A 17,977-nucleotide genomic window follows, 5' to 3' on the forward strand; every position below is an offset into this window, starting at 1 on the left:
ATAAAACAGCAAAGGTCGTTATGCAGTTTTCAGCGCGCGAAGATATCGAGGCCCCCATCCAATCAGTGTTCGACATGGTGTCGGATTTCGAACGATTCGAGCGTATGGCAATGCGCCGTGGCATCGATGTGCGCCGTTTGGGCGGTGGCGCGGCGGTGACTGCCGGAACCGAGTGGAATACGGAGTTCAAACTGCGCGGAAAGCCGCGTCAGATGTCGGTGGTGATGACGGATTTTGACAGGCCTTCGCAAATGCGATTTGACGCTGCCAGCAAGGGTATCACCGGGTTCACGACCGTGGATTTTCTGGCCCTGTCCCCGCGCCGGACGCGCCTGAGCGTTGAAATGTCACTCGCCGCCAAGTCCCTTCCGGCACGGTTGCTGTTGCAATCCATGAAACTGGGGCAATCCAGATTTCGCAAGCAGTTCCAGGTGCGTCTCAGCGAATTCGCGCGCGAGTTGGAGCAGAGGCACCTGCATGGCGGGTAAGACACAAGATCGCGCACCAGGTGCGAGGGGGTCGGATCACCTGAGTTTCAAGTTTGCATCCGAATGCGATGCCGAAGGGATCGCTGGCGTCCTTCACGATCTGGTCTTGGCTGGCAAGCGGCGCAAAGCCCACGATGTCGATTTTGCCTTAAGGCACTATATTCGCCACCCGGATCAATTGCGGTGTACAATCGCCACGGACCCGAATGGTCACGTGCTTGGGTTCCAATCCCTGAAATATGCGGTCGAAAACAACCCCTACGGCGTGTCAGTGGGGTGGGGCGTGATTGGAACCCATATCCGACCATCAGCCGCCCGGCTTGGGATCGGGCGTGCACTTTTCGCGCACACTCTGGACGCGGCCCTTGCGCATGGTCTCCCTGCTATTGATGCAACAATTGGTGCAGGCAATACCGAAGGTCTGGCCTATTACGAAGCCATGGGTTTCCGGACGTACCGCACACAAGATGGGTCTGTGTCAAAGGTCTACCGGATTAACCGCTAGAGAGCGACCATTCCAGGCGTAGCGGCGCGAAGAGTGAACGGGCCACCGGCATTGCCAAACAGCTTCGAAAAAACGGGCAACAACGAAACAAACCCAAAGGAATGCCGTCGCGAACCGTGATTATCCACGCGGATGTGCTGCCGGATAGACGCCCAGAACCTCGACATTTGTCGTGAAATGCTCAAGCTCGTCCATGGCCAGCTGCACGTTGCGGTCTTCGGGATGCCCGACAATATCCGCGTAAAACTGCGTCGCAGTGAAGGAGCCGTCGACCATATAGCTTTCCAGCTTGGTCATGTTGATCCCGTTGGTGGCAAAGCCGCCCATCGCTTTGTAAAGCGCGGCAGGGATGTTGCGCACCTGAAACACAAAGCTGGTGATCATCCCGTGATCGCCCCGGCGGGACAAATCCGTTTCGCGCGACATGACAAGAAAGCGGGTCGTGTTGTCGTCATTATCCTCGATATGGCGGGCCAGAACGTTCAGGTTATAAATCTCACCGGCCAGCTCGCTGGCCAGCGCGGCTGAATGCGGATTGCCTTCTTCGGCCACTTCGCGGGCGGCGCGGGCGTTATCGGGGCTGACGCGGCCGCGAATGCCGTGTTCCTTCAGGAAACCCGCACATTGCGGCAGCAGTACCAGATGCGAATGCGCCTCGGTTATGTCTTCCAGTTTTGCACCCGGCACGGCAAGAAGGTTGATATGAACCCGGACAAAGGCCTCATCGATGATATGCAGCCCGCTGTGGGGTAACAGCCGGTGAATATCGGCCACCCGCCCATAGGTCGTGTTCTCGACCGGAAGCATTGCCAGATCCGCAGCACCCGAGCGGACCGATTCGATCACATCCTCGAAAGTGCGGCAGGGCAGGGCTTCCATATCTGGCCGAGCGTTGCGGCAGGCCTCGTGACTGTAGGCGCCGGGTTCCCCCTGAAAAGCAATGCGATTGGTCATTTGGTCGATTCCATGCAACAAGTTCGCGATTTGGTCGTTTCGTCGCGGTGTCTATACCTTGCCTCTCGCAAGGGGAAGCCTTAGACAGCTGCCCAGACAGCTGAAATGGACTCGCGATCAATGTTCGACACGATGACAGTAACCAAGGCCGCCGCAGGCCTGTTCGGCACATTCCTGGTGCTGCTTCTGGCCAAGTGGGGGGCGGATGTCCTCTATTCTTCCGGTGGCCATGGCTCGGCTGAGGCCGCCTACATTATCGAAACCGAAAGCTCAGGCGAAAGCGCCGACGGTGAAGAAGTGGTCTTTGAAGACCTGCTGGCCGCCGCAGACGTCGAGAGCGGCGCAAAAGTGTTCCGCAAATGCACCGCGTGCCACAAGCTGGAAGACGGCGCAAACGGCACCGGCCCTTACCTGTACGGTGTGGTTAATCGCCCCGTCGCCTCGGCCAACGGCTTCACCGGTTACTCGGCCGGTATGCAGGCGCATGGCGGCAACTGGACACCCGAAGCGCTGGATGCCTTCCTGACCAAGCCCGGCGGCTATATCTCGGGCACATCGATGAGCTTTGCCGGCCTGAAAAAGCCGCAGGATCGCGCCGACGTGATTGCCTATCTGCAGACAATCGGCAACTGATTGCCTGACCGATCAGAACCATTCAAAGCCGCTGCCGCAACGCAGCGGCTTTTTTGTCTGAAGAAACCTTCACAAAGTGCTCACGCATTCTAAACTTGAATCTGCACGTGCTGGCACTTTAGCTAGCGGTTACGACATTGACGGTGACAATGACCGAGAGGATGAGCAATATGATATCCCTGATGCCTGCTGCACGTGATCTTGAGGTAAGGCCATGGGTTGGCATTTTGGGGCTCTGCGCCGCTCTGATTGCTCCGCATGCAGCACAGGCGCTGGATGAAGGCGTCACCCGCAGTCACGGGTATTCGTATTTCGGAAATCTGGATTACCCGGCGGATTATTCGCATCTGAATTATGTGAATCCCAACGCCCCCAAGGGTGGCGAGCTTTCGCTGGCAGCCTCTGGAACGTTCGATTCTCTCAACCCCTATTCACGCAAAGGGCGCGCCGGTGCGCTGACCACATTGCAATATGACCGTCTGTTTGAAAGTACCGAAGACAGTGTCGGGCAGTATTACGGCGTAGTTGCGGAAAGTCTGGAATATGACGAAGGGCGCAATTTCGTCATTTTCCATTTGCGCCCCGAAGCAACTTTTTGGGATGGCACGCCTGTCACGGCGGAAGATGTTGTCTACAGCCACCGTTTGTTCATCGAACAGGGCCTGCCGTCTTATGCGCAGGCCGTTGGCCGTATGGTGACAGGAGCCGAGGCGTTGGATGACCATACCGTAAAATTTACCTTCAATCCCGAAGTCACCCGCCGCAGCCTGATCGAAACCGTCGGCTCAACTCCTGTTTTCTCAAAAGCATGGTTCGAGGCGGATGAGACACGGCGGCTGGATGAACCGCGGCTGGAAGTGGCGGTGGGCTCTGGCCCCTACAAGCTCGACAGCTACGACATCAATCGCCGCATCGTTTACAAACGCCGGGACGATTATTGGGGCAAGGACCTGCCTTTCAATGTCGGGCGCAACAACTTCGATACAATCCGGGTTGAGTATTTCGCCGATCAGACGGCAGCGTTCGAGGGTTTTAAGGCGGGTGAATACACATTCCGGATCGAAAGTGACCCTAAGCTTTGGGCGACCGGGTATGATTTCCCAAAGCTGGATGAAGGCACAGTTATTCGGGATGAGATCGCGGATGGCAGCCCGCCGACACCTTCGGGCTTTGTCTTCAACCTTGGAAAGCCGCAATTTGCCGACAAGAATGTCCGCAAGGCCCTGGCCCTGGCCTTCAATTTCGAATGGACGAACGAGTCATTGTTGTTCGGCCTTAACACGCCGCGGAATTCTTTCACGCAAGGAACCCCGATCGAGGCGCAAGGCCTGCCCGAAGGGACGGAGCTGGCGTTCCTGCAGGCGCTTGGCGACGTCGTTCCCGAAGATGTCCTGACGGAACCCGCTGTTGTGGCGCACGAATCAAACCCTGCACGCCTGAATGACCGAAAAAACCTGCGCAAAGCTGCCAACATGCTGGACGAGGCAGGCTGGTCCGTCGGTGAAGGCAATATTCGTCGCAATGTCGAAGGGCAGACTTTGAAGGTGAATATTCCATATCCTTCAAACCTGCCGACCTCGACTGCAACGATGATCGAAACCTATGTCCAGAACCTGCAATCCATCGGGGTGGATGCCTCGACCGAGAAAGTGGATCCGGCGCAATACACGTTGCGCAGCCGCGAGCGGGATTATGACATGGTCTATTCCACGCGCTACGGATCGTTCTTGTCTACCGGGGGCGGTCTGAGCCAGATGTACGGATCGGAAGAAGCGGCCTTTAGCCTGTTCAATCCGGCAGGTCTGGCCAGTCCCTTGGTCGACGCAATCATCGAAGCGTCCTTTGAGACTGACAATCAGGCCGATCAGGACACGGCGTTGATGGCTTTGGATCGCGCCTTGCGGTACGAGTTTTTCGTAATCCCCGTGGGATACATCGCAGAATACTGGACAGCATATTACGATATGTACGAATACCCGGAAAACCTGCCGCCCTATTCGCTGGGTTATCTTGATCTGTGGTGGATCAATCCGGAAAAACAGGCTGCGTTGAAAGCGAAAGGCGCGCTGCGATAACATGGGCGCCTATATACTAAGACGCTTATTGCTGATCATTCCGACCCTTCTGGGTATCATGATCGTCAACTTCACGCTGGTCCAGTTCGTACCTGGCGGGCCGGTCGAACAGATCATCGCGCAAATCGAAGGTCAGGGTGACGTGTTCGCCGGGTTCGCCGGTGGGGGCGACGCCGGAGCGGGTTCCGAACCGGCGGGCGGTGTCTTCGACGACAAATATGTCGGCGCACGCGGCCTTCCGCCCGAGTTTATTGCTGAGCTGGAAAAAGAATTCGGCTTCGACAAGCCCCCGCTTGAACGGTTCCTGATCATGATGGGCAACTATCTGACGTTTGATTTCGGCGAGAGTTATTTCCGCTCGATCAGTGTGATCGACCTGGTGCTAGAAAAGATGCCGGTCTCGATCTCGCTGGGGCTGTGGTCGACCCTGATTGCCTATCTGGTCTCGATCCCGCTGGGTATTCGAAAGGCGGTCAAGGATGGATCGCAATTCGATACCTGGACAAGCGGGGCGATTATTGTGGCCTATGCTATTCCGGGCTTTCTGTTTGCGATCCTGCTGCTGGTGCTTTTTGCTGGCGGGTCATACTGGCAAATCTTCCCGCTGCGCGGCCTGACGTCGGACAATTGGGATAGCCTGAGTTTCTTTGGCAAGATCACGGATTATTTCTGGCACATAGCACTGCCGACGATTGCGCTGACGATATCTGCCTTTGCGACGCTGACCCTGCTGACCAAGAACTCGTTTCTGGATGAGATCAAGAAACAGTATGTCATGACCGCCCGTGCCAAAGGGCTGAGCGAGCGCAAGGTTCTCTATGGTCATGTCTTCCGCAACGCGATGCTGATCGTGATTGCAGGGTTCCCGGCCGTGTTCATCGGGGTGTTTTTTGGCGGGTCGATCATCATCGAGACGATCTTCTCGCTGGATGGTTTGGGCCGATTGGGGTTCGAGGCCGCCGTGGCCCGCGATTACCCGGTGATCTTCGGCACGCTGTTCATCTTCGGTCTGATGGGGCTGGTCGTTGGCATCATCAGCGACCTGATGTATGTGCTGGTCGACCCGCGCATCGATTTTGAAAAGCGGGAGGGGTAAATGGCTTTTTCCCCGCTAAACCAGCGCCGCTGGAGCAATTTCCGCCGCAACAGACGGGCCTTCTGGTCGCTGATCATCTTCGCGGTATTGTTCGGCCTGTCGTTGTTTGCCGAGTTCATCGCCAACGACAAACCCATCCTTGTAAAGTATCGGGGAGAGTACTTTACGCCGGTTTTCAACTTCTATGCCGAAACCGAATTTGGCGGTGATTTCCAGACCGAAGCGATCTATCGCGACCCCGAGGTTCAGTGCCTTATCGACAGCGGTGGATTGGAAGACTGTTTCGACGATCCCGAAGGCATCATCGAACAGATCGACGCCGGTACATTCCAGGCCGAGGGTTTTGAACGCGGCTGGTCGCTCTGGCCGTTGATCCCCTATTCCTTCAATACCTCGGTGGATCGGCCCGGCGCGGCGCCCCTGCCGCCCAACGGCCAGAACCTGCTGGGTACCGATGATACCAAGCGCGACGTGCTGGCCCGCGTGATTTACGGCTTTCGCCTTTCGATCCTGTTCACGCTGCTTGTGACGGGCGCGGCAAGCCTTATCGGGATTTTCGCGGGCGCCATACAAGGGTTCTTTGGTGGGTGGCTGGACCTGATCTTTCAGCGGATCATCGAGATCTGGTCCGCAACCCCGTCGCTTTATGTCATCATCATCATGTTTGCGGTGCTGGGGCGAAGTTTCTGGTTGCTGGTCGCGCTGATGATCCTGTTCAGCTGGACCGGGCTGGTTGGTGTGGTGCGCGCCGAGTTCCTGCGGGCGCGGAACCTTGAATATGTGCGCGCCGCGCGGGCGCTGGGCGTGGGCAACATGACGATCATGTTCCGCCATATGCTGCCCAATGCGATGGTGGCCACGCTGACCTTCATGCCGTTCATCGTCACCGGAACCATCGGCGGGCTGGCTTCGCTGGATTATCTGGGCTTTGGCCTGCCATCCTCGGCCCCCTCGCTGGGAGAGCTGACCTTGCAGGCCAAGCAGAACCTGCAGGCCCCATGGCTGGCCTTCACCGCCTTCTTCACCTTTGCCATCATGCTGTCGCTGCTGGTCTTCATATTCGAAGGCGTGCGCGATGCGTTTGATCCCAGAAAGACCTTCTCATGAGCTTGCTGGATGTGAAAAACCTCAAGGTCTCGTTCCGTCAGGATGGGCAGATCAACGCGGCGGTCAAAGGCGTGTCCTTCACCGTGGACCGCGGGGAAACCGTCGCGCTGGTGGGTGAATCCGGATCAGGAAAATCCGTGACGGCGTTATCGACCGTTTCCCTGCTGGGCGACAGCGCGTTGGTCGAAGGCTCGGTCACCTATGACGGGCAAGAGATGATTGGCGCCTCGGAACAACGTCTGATGGATGTGCGGGGCAACGACATCAGCTTTATCTTTCAAGAGCCGATGACATCGCTGAACCCTTTGCACACGATCCAGAAACAGATGGCTGAATCGCTGGCCCTGCATCAGGGTGTGGCTGGTGATGTGGCACGGGACAGGATTGTCGAATTGCTGACCAAGGTCGGTATCCGCGATCCTCAAGACCGGCTGGACAGCTATCCGCATCAGTTGTCGGGCGGTCAGCGGCAGCGGGTGATGATCGCCATGGCCCTTGCCAACAAACCGGACATCCTGATCGCGGATGAGCCGACAACGGCACTGGATGTGACCATTCAGGCGCAGATCCTCGAGCTGCTGGCTGAATTGCAGAAATCGGAAAACATGGGGATGCTGTTTATCACTCATGATCTGGGCATCGTGCGCCGCATCGCCGACCGGGTCTGTGTGATGAAAGACGGCGAGATTGTCGAGACCGGCGTGACGGCCGAGATATTCGAAAACCCGCAGCACCCCTATACCCGCAAACTACTGGCGGCAGAACCGTCGGGTCAGCCTGAACCCGTTGCCACAGATGCGGAAGAGGTCGCACGCACCGACCACCTTAAGGTCTGGTTCCCGATCCAGCGCGGGTTTCTGAAGCGTACGGTTGGATATGTGAAAGCGGTGAACGACGCGACCCTCAGCGTGCGCGCGGGTGAGACGTTGGGGATTGTTGGCGAAAGCGGGTCGGGCAAGACCACACTGGCACTGGCCATAATGCGGCTGATTGCGTCCGAGGGTGGCATCACCTTTCGCGATCAGGACGTGCGCAAATGGTCCACGCGGGAACTGCGCCGGTTGCGCAAGGACATGCAGATCGTGTTTCAGGACCCGTTTGGCAGCCTCAGCCCGCGGATGACCTGCCAGCAGATCATTGCGGAAGGTCTGGCCATTCACAAAGTCGACCCGGACCGCGCGCCACGCGAACTTGTGGCCGAGGTGATGACCGAAGTGGGGCTTGATCCGGCAACGATGGATCGATACCCGCACGAGTTTTCCGGCGGTCAGCGTCAGCGCATCGCCATTGCCCGCGCGATGGTTCTGCGGCCCAAACTGCTGGTCTTGGACGAGCCAACCAGCGCGCTGGATATGACCGTTCAGGTTCAGATCGTCGATCTGCTGCGCAATCTGCAACAGAAATACGGGCTGGCCTATCTGTTCATCAGCCATGACCTGAAAGTGGTCCGGGCCATGTCGCATAACGTGATTGTCATGCGAAACGGCGATGTGGTCGAAATGGGCACGGCCGAGGATTTGTTCGAAAATGCCCAGACCGACTATACCCGCGAATTGATCGCAGCGGCGGGCTGAGAACAGCCCGCCCGGTGTCGCGCGTCAGGCGCTGGCCTTTTCCCGCGCCGATGACTGGGGCACAGGCCCGCGCAGTTCCTCGTAGTGATCAAAGCTCAGCTTGACCCACCCGGTCCCGCGCGTGGCGCTGGCAAGGGTTCGGTGCAGCTCGTCCTCGGCAACGGCGGGCAATTGGGCATTGAATATCTCCCAGCCCGTTGCATTCGGGTTGCCCTCAAATCCCAGAACCTGCCCCTGAAGGGTGCTGATCGTTGGTACGAGATCGCCCACAAAAGCCGAGGGCAGGTGTATCTCGGCGCTCAGGATCGGTTGCAGGACGACAGGTTTGGCCTGTGGCAATGCCTCTCGCACGGCGTTCTTGCCTGCGGTCCGGAAGGCATAATCCGAACTGTCCACATTGTGGTGTTTGCCATCGCTCAGGGTCACTTTGACATCAACTACGGGAAAGCCTTCGGGGCCTTGTTCCAATGCGTCCTTGGCCCCGTGTTCCACAGACGGGATGTAGTTCTTGGGAACGGCACCGCCCTTGACCACCTCATCGAACTGGAACCCCGATCCGCGCGGCAAAGGCGCGACCGAAATCACCACATCTGCAAATTGCCCCGCGCCGCCGGACTGTTTGCGATGGCGATGGCGATGCTCAACCGTTGCGCGGATGGTTTCGCGATAGGCGGTTTCCACCTGTTCCGCCTCGATCTCGATCCCGAAATCCTCGGCCAGCTTGGCGGTCACGCGGCGCATATGCTGCGGACCTTGCGAGCCGAGGATCGAATGGCCGCTCATCTCATCCTGTTGCAGGTGCAGGCCCGGATCGATTTCGGCCAGACGGCTCAGGGCGTTTGACAGGCGCACATCGTCCCGCTCATGCGCGGGCGAGACGACCTGACGATGCGCAACCGGATGAGAGGACGCCCATTCCGGCAGTTCCGTCGCAGAGGAACTGTCATAAATGTATCCGGGGTTGAGGTGATCGGATTTGACCGCCAGTCCGATCTGCCCGGCCTCCAGCGTGGCGATCTGGGTCTTGGCGTCCAGTGTTGTCAGGTTGCCGACGGTTTCACCGCCCAACGCCTCATGCGCTTTTACCCCGTCCCCAAGGCCGCGCAGAACGATGATCTTTCCGATATGCTTTTTGACATCCGCAAATCCCGCGATGGCACGGGCGCTTTCGGCGGCCTCGTCCCGTCCGGCGGCGATATCAAACTCGGGGGCCTCATGACGCAGCGCTTTCATCAGGCGCGTCAGCCCGTTGCCGTGGCTTGCGGCGCCCAGACAGGCGGGGATCAACTGATGATTCTGCAAAACCTGCGCGGCCAGCTCATAAACCTCATCGCTTGGGGGCTGTTTGTCTTCGATCAGCTGTTCCAGCAGGTGGTCATCGAAATCGGAAAGTGTTTCAAGCAACTCGGTCCGGGCTTCCTGCTCGCGATCCTCGACAGATTTAGGCAGCTCTATCAGGGCCGACGGCTGGCCCTCCTGATACTTCCACGCCCGCTCCGAGATCAGATCGACCGCGCCGATGATCGTGTCCCCCTCGCGGATCGGGACCTGACGCAGGGCGATGTGATGTGTGCAATAGGTTTGCAGCGCCGCGATGATGTCGCGGATGCGGCCATTGGGGTTGTCCATGCGGTTGATGAAAAGAAAACAGGGAATGCCCGCCTCTTCCACCAGCCGAAGATAAGGCGCGCACAGCACGGCGGCATTTGGATCGGGCGGTACCACGATAACGGCTGCATCCGAGATTGCCATGGCAGGCCCGACATAAGCGAGGGAATCGCCACCCCCATCCACATCGATCGCGCACCAGGGCTCGTCCAGGTAAGAAAAACCGTGCAAGTGCACGGTTCCGGAAACATCGAATGTGGTCGGGCGCCCGTCGAGGCGGCTGATGGCCTCGACCAGGGTAGATTTGCCCGACTGGCTGGGCCCGAGGACGGTGAATACGCGCATGAGTGTTGTCCCTCTTTCAGGTTGCAGAATGGCTGCACGAAAAGGGCCGTCCGACGCAGTCGCGTCAGCTAGGACTGTCTGTAATTTGCCCGCCTCAGGCCGCAGGGCGAAACATCACCCCACAGCTTGAGTGTGGAAAAAACCGCAGGCGTGCGTCAAGCCCCCGATGTGTTTTGTACTCAACGGGCTGAATGTTGCCCGAAAAAAAGGTCAGATCGCCGAGCTGTGCCCGGCTTTGCTGAGGTCGTATGCGTCGAAGCTGCGGGCAACCATCCGGGTCAGCGCCCTCGCCTCGGGGGGGATGAACAGCCCTTCCTCGCTGATTTGCAGCAGCCCGTCGAATGAGGCGTTGGCGGCACGATACATCTCATTCAGCGCTGCGGCCGAGATATCGTGATCGCGCAGGATTTCAGCCGAATCGATCCGGAAATCGCACATCAGCGCTTCGATCAGACGGGCGCGCAGAATATCCTGACCTTTGAACAGGTGCCCGCGGGATGTCGAAAACTGCCCGTTGCGGATGGCTTTTGTATGGGCGGATGTGGCCGGGGCATTCTGCGCATAGCCTTGTGGAAAGCGCGAGATCGAGCTGGCCCCGACACCGATCAACACATCGGCCTGATCGTCGGTATAACCCTGGAAGTTCCGCTTCAGACGACCCGCGCGCAGGGCCTGGGTCAGCCCGTCATCCTGCGTGGCAAAATGGTCGATGCCGATCTCGGCGTAGTTGTCCCACAGGAACAGGCGGCGGGCGGTGTCGAACAGTTCCAGCCGTTGTTCGGGCGTTGGCAGTGCGTCCGACGGGATCAGCTGCTGCCGTTTGGCCATCCACGGCACATGGGCGTACCCATAAAGCGCCACGCGGTCCGGGCTGAGCGACAAAAGCTTCTGCACGCTTTCCGTCATCCGGGCCTTGGTCTGATGGGGCAGCCCGTAAAGGATATCCGCGTTCAGGCTGGCAATGCCACGTGCGCGGATCATGTCGATCGCGTCGCGCGTTGTATCGTAGCTTTGAATGCGGCCAATGGTTTTCTGGATTTCATCGTCGAAATCCTGCACTCCAATCGAGGCGCGGTTCATGCCTGCCTCTGCCAGCGCATCCAGACGCGCCTCGTCAATCTCGTTCGGATCGATTTCAACCGAAAACTCGGCGTCCGGCCCCATGGGGACGATCCCCAGAATGTGCTGTGCCAGATCGCGCATCAGCTGGGCATTCAGCAACGTTGGCGTACCGCCGCCCCAGTGCAGGCGCGACAGGACCACACCCGCGGGCAGGCGCGCCGCCAGCAGGTCCAGCTCGGCTTTCAGAACATCCACATAGGCAATCACCGGATTGTCGGTTTGTGTGCCTTGCGTTCTGCAGGCGCAAAACCAGCACAGCCTGCGGCAGAACGGGACGTGGATATAAAGGGATATGGCGCTGCCGGGTTTGATTCCCGAAATCCAGTCGCCAAACATGTCCGCCCCCACGTCATTGTTGAAATGGGGCGCTGTGGGATAGCTTGTGTAACGCGGTACTTTCGCGTCAAAAAGTCCAAGCTTTGCCAATTGTGGTTTCACTATCATGACGATACCCTTAGGGGGCAGGCGACTTAGGTGCTTTGACGGAGATCAAGTGGAAACGCAGATGACAATAAAAGCACAGTTCGATCACTCAAATTGCGAAGACTGCCCGATACGACATCGCGCGGTCTGTGCCCGCTGTGACGCGGACGAGCTGGAAGCGCTTGACGGCATTAAATATTACCGCAGTTTCGAGGCGGGTCAGACCATCATCTGGTCGGGTGACCAGATGAATTTCGTCGGCTCGGTCGTATCGGGGATCGCTTCGCTGACGCAAACCATGGAAGACGGGCGCACCCAGATGGTCGGCCTGCTTCTGCCCAGCGATTTCGTCGGTCGCCCGGGGCGCGACGTTGCGCCTTACGATGTGCAGGCGACAACGGATGTCGTGATGTGCTGTTTCCGCAAGAAACCATTCGAAGAGCTGATGGACGAAACGCCTCACATCGCGCATCGCCTGCTGCAGATGACATTGGACGAGCTTGACGCCGCCCGCGAATGGATGCTGGTTCTGGGTCGCAAGACAGCGCGCGAAAAGATTGCCAGCCTGATTTCGATCATTGCCCGGCGGGATGCGTCGATTGGTCAAAAGGGCCTGTCAGGACCGATCGTGTTCGATCTGCCCCTGACCCGAGAAGCCATGGCGGATTATCTGGGACTTACGCTTGAGACGGTCAGCCGCCAGATTTCAGCTCTGAAAAAGGACGGTTTGATCTTACTGGAAGGCAAACGTCACGTGACCATCCCCGATCTTGGGCGACTCATGGAAGAAGCAGGCGACGATTCCGATGGCGGGTTTCTGGTCTGACCAGTCTTTCGTTCGGCAGAGTTCGCTTACCGCGACCAGCCGGTCGGTTCACGTACTAACATAGGAGTGTGGCATGGGGTTCAGCAGTCTGTTGGCAATGCTGTTCATTGGCGCAATCGCCGGATGGCTTTCGGGAAAGATCATGGAAGGCCGTGGGTTCGGCCTGATCGGCAACATCATCGTCGGCATCGTAGGCGCGTTCCTGTCGGGCATGATCTTTCCGGCGCTTGGTTTTTCCGTTGGAGGGGGCCTGTTCTCGTCGATCCTTTTCGCGACAATTGGGGCGGTGATCCTGTTGTTCCTGATCGGCCTCATCCGCCGGGGGTGAAAAAAGCCGCCTGTCGAGGCGGCTTTTTAACTTGATTGGGTCAGTGCGCCAGGAACACCGGAACCGAGGATTGTTCCAGCATGTTCCGGGTCGCCCCTCCCAGAATGGCTTCGCGAAAGCGGGAATGGCCATAAGCGCCCATCACGATCATGTCCGATTCGGTATCCGTCGCGTGGCGATTAAGGATATCCGAGACTCGGGTCATGGTCTTGCTGAGCACGTCGATCTCGCATTTGACACCATGACGGGCCAGCATCTGGGACAGCATCCCACCCGGGTCTGACCGGTCCGGCCCATGCTGTGGCGGGTCGATGACCACAATACGGACGATCTCGGCCTGTTTGAGGAAGGGCAGGGCCCGCCGGATGGCGCACATGGCCTCGACGCTTTCGTTCCAGGCGATCATGATGTTGCCCGGGGCTTTCAACGGCGCGCCGCTGTCGGGAACTACAAGAACCGGGCAATGTCCTTCGAACATGGCCGCTTCGATAATGGGTTCGGCCTCGGCCCCGCGACCTTCACCATACGGATGTGGCAGGATCACAAGGTCGGAAAACCGGGCCCGGTGCGCGACGTGGCGCCCGATATCGGCAATTTGTGCAACGCCGTGTTCGGCGGACCAACGCACACCGGATTTGCCGAGATAGTCATTGGCAAAGGCCAGCAAATCCTTTGCCTCGGCATTGGCCCGGTTCAGCGTTTCCTGAACGATCAAAGCATTGGCACCCGCATAATAGTAACCTGTCTGACTGCGATCGACGCCCAGACACAGGACTTCGGCATGGGCATCCTGAGCCTCGGCCAGGGCCACAATCTGCGCCAAAGCAGCCTGTGCAGTCTGCGTTTCGGTCATGACTGTGAGAAGAGATTTGTACGCCATTTTGACCTCATGTTTCGGGCAATTGGTCTCATGTGACCTGTTAGCCCTTTTCTACTACCATGCGTGTCATAGAAAACGCTGGACTGTCTTGATACAGATCAAAGCAATGAAGGTGGCCGTGCTTCAGAACGGCAGCCAGTCAAATGGGTTTCGCGCGTCACAAGAATCAAAAACGTGCGGAGCATGGCAAAGGGACGCAATATGTCGAATTACATCAAGCTGATCGTGCTTGGTCTGATCGCGCTGTTTGCAGCGATCGGAACCAATTATGCACGCGATTTGGCGTATCAGGTACATGCGCTGCTGGTGATGCTCATCGCCGGTGGCCTGTTCATCTGGACGCTTCGAAACACTGACGAGCCAGATATTCAGATCGACCGCTCGGGCGAATACATGGATGGCGTGATCCGCTATGGCGTGATCGCAACCGCCTTTTGGGGCGTGATTGGGTTCCTTGCAGGGACCTTTATCGCGTTTCAGCTGGCGTTTCCGGTGCTGAACTTCGAATGGGCGCAGGGTTATCTGAACTTTGGTCGTCTGCGTCCGTTGCACACCTCGGCAGTCATTTTTGCCTTTGGCGGCAACGCACTGATCGCAACCTCGTTCTACGTGGTTCAGCGTACCAGCGCGGCGCGGCTTTGGGGCGGCAACCTCGCGTGGTTCGTGTTCTGGGGCTATCAGCTGTTCATCGTGCTGGCCGCGACCGGCTATGTGCTGGGCGGAACGCAGTCCAAGGAATATGCCGAACCTGAATGGTATGTCGATCTGTGGCTGACCATTGTCTGGGTCGCCTATCTGGCTGTCTACCTGGGTACGATCATCAAGCGGAAAGAACCCCACATCTATGTGGCCAACTGGTTCTATCTGGCCTTTATCGTCACCGTCGCCATGCTGCATCTGGTCAACAACATGACCATCCCGGTCAGCATCTGGGGTTCGAAATCGGTCATCGTCTGGTCGGGCGTGCAGGATGCCATGATCCAGTGGTGGTATGGCCACAACGCTGTGGGCTTCTTCCTGACCGCGGGTTTCCTTGGCATGATGTACTATTTCATCCCGAAACAGGCCGAACGCCCGGTGTTTTCGTACAAGCTGTCGATCATCCACTTCTGGGCGCTGATCTTCCTGTATATCTGGGCCGGTCCACACCACCTGCACTATACCGCGCTGCCTGACTGGGCGTCGACGCTGGGCATGGTGTTCTCGGTGATCCTGTGGATGCCGTCCTGGGGTGGTATGATCAACGGTCTGATGACCCTGTCGGGGGCCTGGGACAAGCTGCGCACCGATCCGATCATCCGCATGATGGTCATCTCGGTCGGCTTCTACGGCATGTCCACCTTTGAAGGTCCGATGATGTCGATCCGTGCTGTGAACAGTCTCAGCCACTACACCGACTGGACCATTGGTCACGTGCATTCTGGCGCGCTGGGCTGGAACGGCATGATCACCTTTGGTGCACTGTACTTCCTGGTGCCTGTCCTGTGGAAACGCGAGCGTCTGTACTCGCTGCAAATGGTAAGCTGGCACTTCTGGCTCGCCACGATCGGCATCGTGCTTTATGCCGCGTCGATGTGGGTCACCGGTATCATGGAAGGCCTGATGTGGCGTGAAGTGGATGCAAACGGCTTCCTGGTGAACTCGTTCGCTGACACCGTGGCCGCCAAGTTCCCGATGTATGTGGTGCGTGCTCTGGGTGGCGTGATGTTCGTCGCTGGCGCCGTGATCATGTGCTACAACCTGTGGATGACTGTGCGGAAAGCGCCGGCCAAAGAGGCCAGCCTGACCGTCGCGGTCCCGGCTGAATAGAGGGAGGGCCGGAGCAATGGCAATTCTCGACAAACATAAGATCCTCGAGACCAACGCGACCCTCCTGCTGATCTTCAGCTTTCTGGTCGTGACCATCGGTGGCCTGGTGCAGATCACCCCGCTGTTCTATCTTGAGAACACCATCGAGAAGGTGGAGGGCATGCGCCCTTACACCCCTCTCGAAATGGCAGGGCGTGAGATCTACATCCGCGAAGGCTGCTATGTCTGCCACAGCCAGATGATCCGCCCGATGCGGGACGAGGTCGAGCGCTATGGCCACTACTCGCTGGCGGCTGAATCGATGTATGACCACCCGTTCCAGTGGGGATCAAAGCGTACCGGACCTGATCTGGCGCGTGTCGGTGGCCGCTATTCTGATCAGTGGCAGATGGACCACCTGCGCGACCCTCAGTCTGTGGTGCCTGAATCGGTGATGCCGAAATACGGCTTCCTCGAACATCGCAAGATCGACGGCAAGTATATCGGTGACATCATGGCGACCAATGCGGTTGTCGGCACCCCATATACCGAGGAGATGCTGGAAAACGCGGTTGCCGATTTCAGCGCGCAGGCCGATCCTGACAGTGACTACGACGGTCTGCTGGAGCGGTACGGTGACAAGGTCAACGTGCGCAACTTCGATGGTCAGCCTGAACTGACCGAAGCCGATGCGCTGATCGCCTATCTGCAAATGCTGGGTACGCTGGTCGATTTCTCGACCTTTACCCCGGATGCAAGCCGTTAACAGGAGGGTGTGATGGAAGAATACACACTTCTTCGACAGTTCGCGGATAGCTGGATGCTGCTTGTGTTGTTTGTCTTCTTCGTTGGCATCGTGATCTGGGTTTTCCGCCCCGGTGCCAGCAAGGAATACAAGGACACCGCCAACATCCCCTTCCGGCACCAAGACAAACCCGCCACACCCAAGGAGGCGCGGCAATGAGCAAGACACCTGATAAACAGCCGGGCGATCCTAATACAACCGGGCACAGCTGGGACGGAATCGAGGAATTCGACAACCCCATGCCGCGCTGGTGGCTATGGACCTTCTACGCCACCATCTTCTGGGGCGTGATCTATACGATCATGTTTCCGGCCTGGCCCCTGGTCCATGGCGCGACAGCCGGTGTGCTGGGATGGTCAACCCGTGAAAACGTACAGCAGGACATGGTTGCCTTCGAAGAGGCAAACGCGCCCTGGAACGCCAAGCTGGTGGAAACTTCGCTGGAAGACATCTCTAAGGATGCAGAGCTTCAGCAATATGCCGTGAACTCGGGCGGTGCGGTGTTCCGGACCTGGTGCGCACAATGCCATGGTTCGGGTGCGCAGGGTGCGCCGGGTTTCCCGAACCTGCTGGATGATGCCTGGCTGTGGGGCGGAACGCTGGACGACATCGTCTACACCGTCAGCTACGGTGTCCGGAACGAAGAAAGCGACGATGCGCGCTATTCCGAGATGCCGGCATTTGGCGAAATCCTCGAACACGACGAAATCACGCAGGTGGTCCAGTACGTCATGTCGCTGAGCAATGCCCAGACCGACGATGCGGCAGCGCAGGCAGGCAAAGTTGTCTTCGAAGACAACTGCGCGGCCTGCCACGGCGAGGATGGCACAGGTGATATCTTCCAGGGTGCGCCGAACCTGACTGACGCGATCTGGCTTTACGGTGGCAGCGAAGAAACGCTGACGGAAACCGTAACTTACAGCCGCTTTGGCGTCATGCCGAACTGGGATACCCGCCTGACCGAGGCGCAGATTCGCGCCGTATCTGCCTATGTCCACCAGTTGGGTGGCGGTCAGTAAGATCTAAAGAACACCTTCGGGCGGTTCGCCGCCCGAAGGCTGGGGCACCGGCTGTTCCATCTGTTCGCGCGTTTCCTGAACAGCCGGTGCTTTTTTCCCACAATAAGGCCACTTAAACCTGTGGTCCAGATTCAGGTTTACTGTTCCTTGCGTCAAAAGTTGCTCGGATCCACCTCGCGCGGGTTTTTAATCCACCAATGACCTTCCGGCAGCCAACGGCGTTTGCGGTGACCCGGCTTTGGCGCATCGCGAATATGCGGCGCATTGATCCGGGTTGCGGTCATGAAAGATCTGGCAAAAACGGTCAGCATGGTTGGTCTCCTCTGCAAGGGTATCTCTGCAATAAAGATTGACCTTTGCGGTGCTGAATGCGACTCAAATACCATTCCATAGTGTAAGTC

General features: G+C 58.1%; 18 protein-coding genes. 13 read left to right on the top strand and 5 right to left on the bottom strand.

Translation table 11 applies throughout. The annotated features are described in order from the left end of the window. The first annotated feature begins 20 nt into the window (after positions 1-20). Positions 21-488, top strand: a complete 468-nt coding sequence (locus ACR0M3_RS16990) for an SRPBCC family protein (protein ID WP_267363541.1) — start codon at positions 21-23, stop codon at positions 486-488. After that, positions 478-993, top strand: coding sequence for an N-acetyltransferase family protein (locus ACR0M3_RS16995; protein WP_480911825.1), 516 nt, complete (start codon positions 478-480; stop codon positions 991-993). Before ACR0M3_RS16990 ends, ACR0M3_RS16995 begins: the two co-directional genes overlap by 11 nt. Before the next feature lie 120 nt (positions 994-1,113). Here ACR0M3_RS16995 and ACR0M3_RS17000 read toward each other — a convergent pair whose 3' ends face one another. Continuing rightward, positions 1,114-1,947, bottom strand: a complete 834-nt coding sequence (locus tag ACR0M3_RS17000; RefSeq protein ID WP_267363539.1) for a prephenate dehydratase — start codon at positions 1,945-1,947, stop codon at positions 1,114-1,116. 120 nt (positions 1,948-2,067) lie between these two features. On the opposite strand from ACR0M3_RS17000, the gene ACR0M3_RS17005 reads away from it, so the two are divergent. The 5 genes from ACR0M3_RS17005 to ACR0M3_RS17025 all read left to right on the top strand — a co-directional run bounded on the left by ACR0M3_RS17005 (position 2,068) and on the right by ACR0M3_RS17025 (position 8,432). Continuing rightward, positions 2,068-2,580: a c-type cytochrome gene (locus tag ACR0M3_RS17005; RefSeq protein ID WP_480538875.1), complete on the top strand. Its 513-nt coding sequence runs from the start codon at positions 2,068-2,070 to the stop codon at positions 2,578-2,580. Between the two features lie 170 nt (positions 2,581-2,750). Continuing rightward, positions 2,751-4,655 (top strand): extracellular solute-binding protein, encoded by a 1,905-nt coding sequence (locus ACR0M3_RS17010; RefSeq protein WP_480911828.1) that lies wholly within the window; start codon positions 2,751-2,753, stop codon positions 4,653-4,655. Position 4,656: 1 nt separating this feature from the next. After that, positions 4,657-5,751 carry a microcin C ABC transporter permease YejB gene (locus ACR0M3_RS17015; protein ID WP_209507735.1) on the top strand — a complete coding sequence of 365 codons (1,095 nt, stop codon included), beginning with the start codon at positions 4,657-4,659 and terminating at the stop codon, positions 5,749-5,751. Beyond that, positions 5,752-6,858, top strand: coding sequence for an ABC transporter permease (locus ACR0M3_RS17020; protein WP_480488877.1), 1,107 nt, complete (start codon positions 5,752-5,754; stop codon positions 6,856-6,858). It begins immediately after the preceding gene. After that, positions 6,855-8,432: an ABC transporter ATP-binding protein gene (locus tag ACR0M3_RS17025; protein ID WP_480911831.1), complete on the top strand. Its 1,578-nt coding sequence runs from the start codon at positions 6,855-6,857 to the stop codon at positions 8,430-8,432. The genes ACR0M3_RS17020 and ACR0M3_RS17025 overlap by 4 nt, the downstream gene beginning before the upstream one ends. Positions 8,433-8,456: 24 nt before the next feature. On the opposite strand, the gene ACR0M3_RS17030 is transcribed toward ACR0M3_RS17025, so the two are convergent. After that, positions 8,457-10,385, bottom strand: coding sequence for an elongation factor G (locus tag ACR0M3_RS17030; RefSeq protein WP_480774316.1), 1,929 nt, complete (start codon positions 10,383-10,385; stop codon positions 8,457-8,459). Positions 10,386-10,595: 210 nt separating this feature from the next. After that, the gene (gene hemN / locus ACR0M3_RS17035; RefSeq protein ID WP_480911834.1) at positions 10,596-11,951 is read right to left on the bottom strand and encodes an oxygen-independent coproporphyrinogen III oxidase; all 1,356 of its coding nucleotides are present in this window, start codon (positions 11,949-11,951) and stop codon (positions 10,596-10,598) included. 61 nt (positions 11,952-12,012) lie between these two features. On the opposite strand from hemN, the gene fnrL reads away from it, so the two are divergent. Together fnrL and ACR0M3_RS17045 are read left to right on the top strand one after the other, a co-directional pair. Further along, complete coding sequence (gene fnrL / locus ACR0M3_RS17040; RefSeq protein WP_267363531.1) at positions 12,013-12,756, top strand: transcriptional regulator FnrL; 744 nt, start codon at positions 12,013-12,015, stop codon at positions 12,754-12,756. A 73-nt stretch (positions 12,757-12,829) separates the two neighbouring features. Then, complete coding sequence (locus ACR0M3_RS17045) at positions 12,830-13,084, top strand: GlsB/YeaQ/YmgE family stress response membrane protein (protein ID WP_209598278.1); 255 nt, start codon at positions 12,830-12,832, stop codon at positions 13,082-13,084. A gap of 40 nt (positions 13,085-13,124) precedes the next feature. Here the strand turns inward: ACR0M3_RS17045 and ACR0M3_RS17050 are convergent, their stop codons facing one another. Continuing rightward, entirely contained in the window at positions 13,125-13,964 is an 840-nt protein-coding gene (locus ACR0M3_RS17050; protein ID WP_480508576.1) for a universal stress protein, read from the bottom strand. Between the two features lie 201 nt (positions 13,965-14,165). Here ACR0M3_RS17050 and ccoN point away from each other — a divergent pair, with 201 nt between their 5' ends. From ccoN to ccoP, 4 genes are read left to right on the top strand one after another with little or no spacing between them, the layout of a single operon-like run. Next, complete coding sequence (gene ccoN, locus ACR0M3_RS17055) at positions 14,166-15,773, top strand: cytochrome-c oxidase, cbb3-type subunit I (RefSeq protein ID WP_480508578.1); 1,608 nt, start codon at positions 14,166-14,168, stop codon at positions 15,771-15,773. 16 nt (positions 15,774-15,789) lie between these two features. Continuing rightward, entirely contained in the window at positions 15,790-16,518 is a 729-nt protein-coding gene (gene ccoO / locus ACR0M3_RS17060; RefSeq protein ID WP_209507754.1) for a cytochrome-c oxidase, cbb3-type subunit II, read from the top strand. Positions 16,519-16,530: 12 nt separating this feature from the next. Next, the gene (locus ACR0M3_RS17065) at positions 16,531-16,716 is read left to right on the top strand and encodes a cbb3-type cytochrome c oxidase subunit 3 (RefSeq protein ID WP_267363526.1); all 186 of its coding nucleotides are present in this window, start codon (positions 16,531-16,533) and stop codon (positions 16,714-16,716) included. Continuing rightward, positions 16,713-17,576 (top strand): cytochrome-c oxidase, cbb3-type subunit III, encoded by an 864-nt coding sequence (ccoP, locus tag ACR0M3_RS17070; protein WP_480484689.1) that lies wholly within the window; start codon positions 16,713-16,715, stop codon positions 17,574-17,576. Before ACR0M3_RS17065 ends, ccoP begins: the two co-directional genes overlap by 4 nt. 152 nt (positions 17,577-17,728) lie before the next feature. On the opposite strand, the gene ACR0M3_RS17075 is transcribed toward ccoP, so the two are convergent. After that, the gene (locus ACR0M3_RS17075; protein WP_480484690.1) at positions 17,729-17,887 is read right to left on the bottom strand and encodes a hypothetical protein; all 159 of its coding nucleotides are present in this window, start codon (positions 17,885-17,887) and stop codon (positions 17,729-17,731) included. Between the last annotated feature and the right edge of the window lie 90 nt (positions 17,888-17,977).

It is taken from the genome of Ruegeria sp. O5, from assembly GCF_056535105.1.

What these genes read in the sequence shown, in the direction of transcription:
- ACR0M3_RS16990 (WP_267363541.1), top strand. Translation starts at nt 21, where the DNA reads ATGCAGTTTTCAGCGCGCGAAGATATCGAGGCCCCCATCCAATCAGTG.
- ACR0M3_RS16995 (WP_480911825.1), top strand. Translation starts at nt 478, where the DNA reads ATGGCGGGTAAGACACAAGATCGCGCACCAGGTGCGAGGGGGTCGGAT.
- ACR0M3_RS17000 (WP_267363539.1), bottom strand. Translation starts at nt 1,947, where the DNA reads ATGACCAATCGCATTGCTTTTCAGGGGGAACCCGGCGCCTACAGTCAC.
- ACR0M3_RS17005 (WP_480538875.1), top strand. Translation starts at nt 2,068, where the DNA reads ATGTTCGACACGATGACAGTAACCAAGGCCGCCGCAGGCCTGTTCGGC.
- ACR0M3_RS17010 (WP_480911828.1), top strand. Translation starts at nt 2,751, where the DNA reads ATGATATCCCTGATGCCTGCTGCACGTGATCTTGAGGTAAGGCCATGG.
- ACR0M3_RS17015 (WP_209507735.1), top strand. Translation starts at nt 4,657, where the DNA reads ATGGGCGCCTATATACTAAGACGCTTATTGCTGATCATTCCGACCCTT.
- ACR0M3_RS17020 (WP_480488877.1), top strand. Translation starts at nt 5,752, where the DNA reads ATGGCTTTTTCCCCGCTAAACCAGCGCCGCTGGAGCAATTTCCGCCGC.
- ACR0M3_RS17025 (WP_480911831.1), top strand. Translation starts at nt 6,855, where the DNA reads ATGAGCTTGCTGGATGTGAAAAACCTCAAGGTCTCGTTCCGTCAGGAT.
- ACR0M3_RS17030 (WP_480774316.1), bottom strand. Translation starts at nt 10,385, where the DNA reads ATGCGCGTATTCACCGTCCTCGGGCCCAGCCAGTCGGGCAAATCTACC.
- hemN (WP_480911834.1), bottom strand. Translation starts at nt 11,951, where the DNA reads ATGATAGTGAAACCACAATTGGCAAAGCTTGGACTTTTTGACGCGAAA.
- fnrL (WP_267363531.1), top strand. Translation starts at nt 12,013, where the DNA reads ATGACAATAAAAGCACAGTTCGATCACTCAAATTGCGAAGACTGCCCG.
- ACR0M3_RS17045 (WP_209598278.1), top strand. Translation starts at nt 12,830, where the DNA reads ATGGGGTTCAGCAGTCTGTTGGCAATGCTGTTCATTGGCGCAATCGCC.
- ACR0M3_RS17050 (WP_480508576.1), bottom strand. Translation starts at nt 13,964, where the DNA reads ATGGCGTACAAATCTCTTCTCACAGTCATGACCGAAACGCAGACTGCA.
- ccoN (WP_480508578.1), top strand. Translation starts at nt 14,166, where the DNA reads ATGTCGAATTACATCAAGCTGATCGTGCTTGGTCTGATCGCGCTGTTT.
- ccoO (WP_209507754.1), top strand. Translation starts at nt 15,790, where the DNA reads ATGGCAATTCTCGACAAACATAAGATCCTCGAGACCAACGCGACCCTC.
- ACR0M3_RS17065 (WP_267363526.1), top strand. Translation starts at nt 16,531, where the DNA reads ATGGAAGAATACACACTTCTTCGACAGTTCGCGGATAGCTGGATGCTG.
- ccoP (WP_480484689.1), top strand. Translation starts at nt 16,713, where the DNA reads ATGAGCAAGACACCTGATAAACAGCCGGGCGATCCTAATACAACCGGG.
- ACR0M3_RS17075 (WP_480484690.1), bottom strand. Translation starts at nt 17,887, where the DNA reads ATGCTGACCGTTTTTGCCAGATCTTTCATGACCGCAACCCGGATCAAT.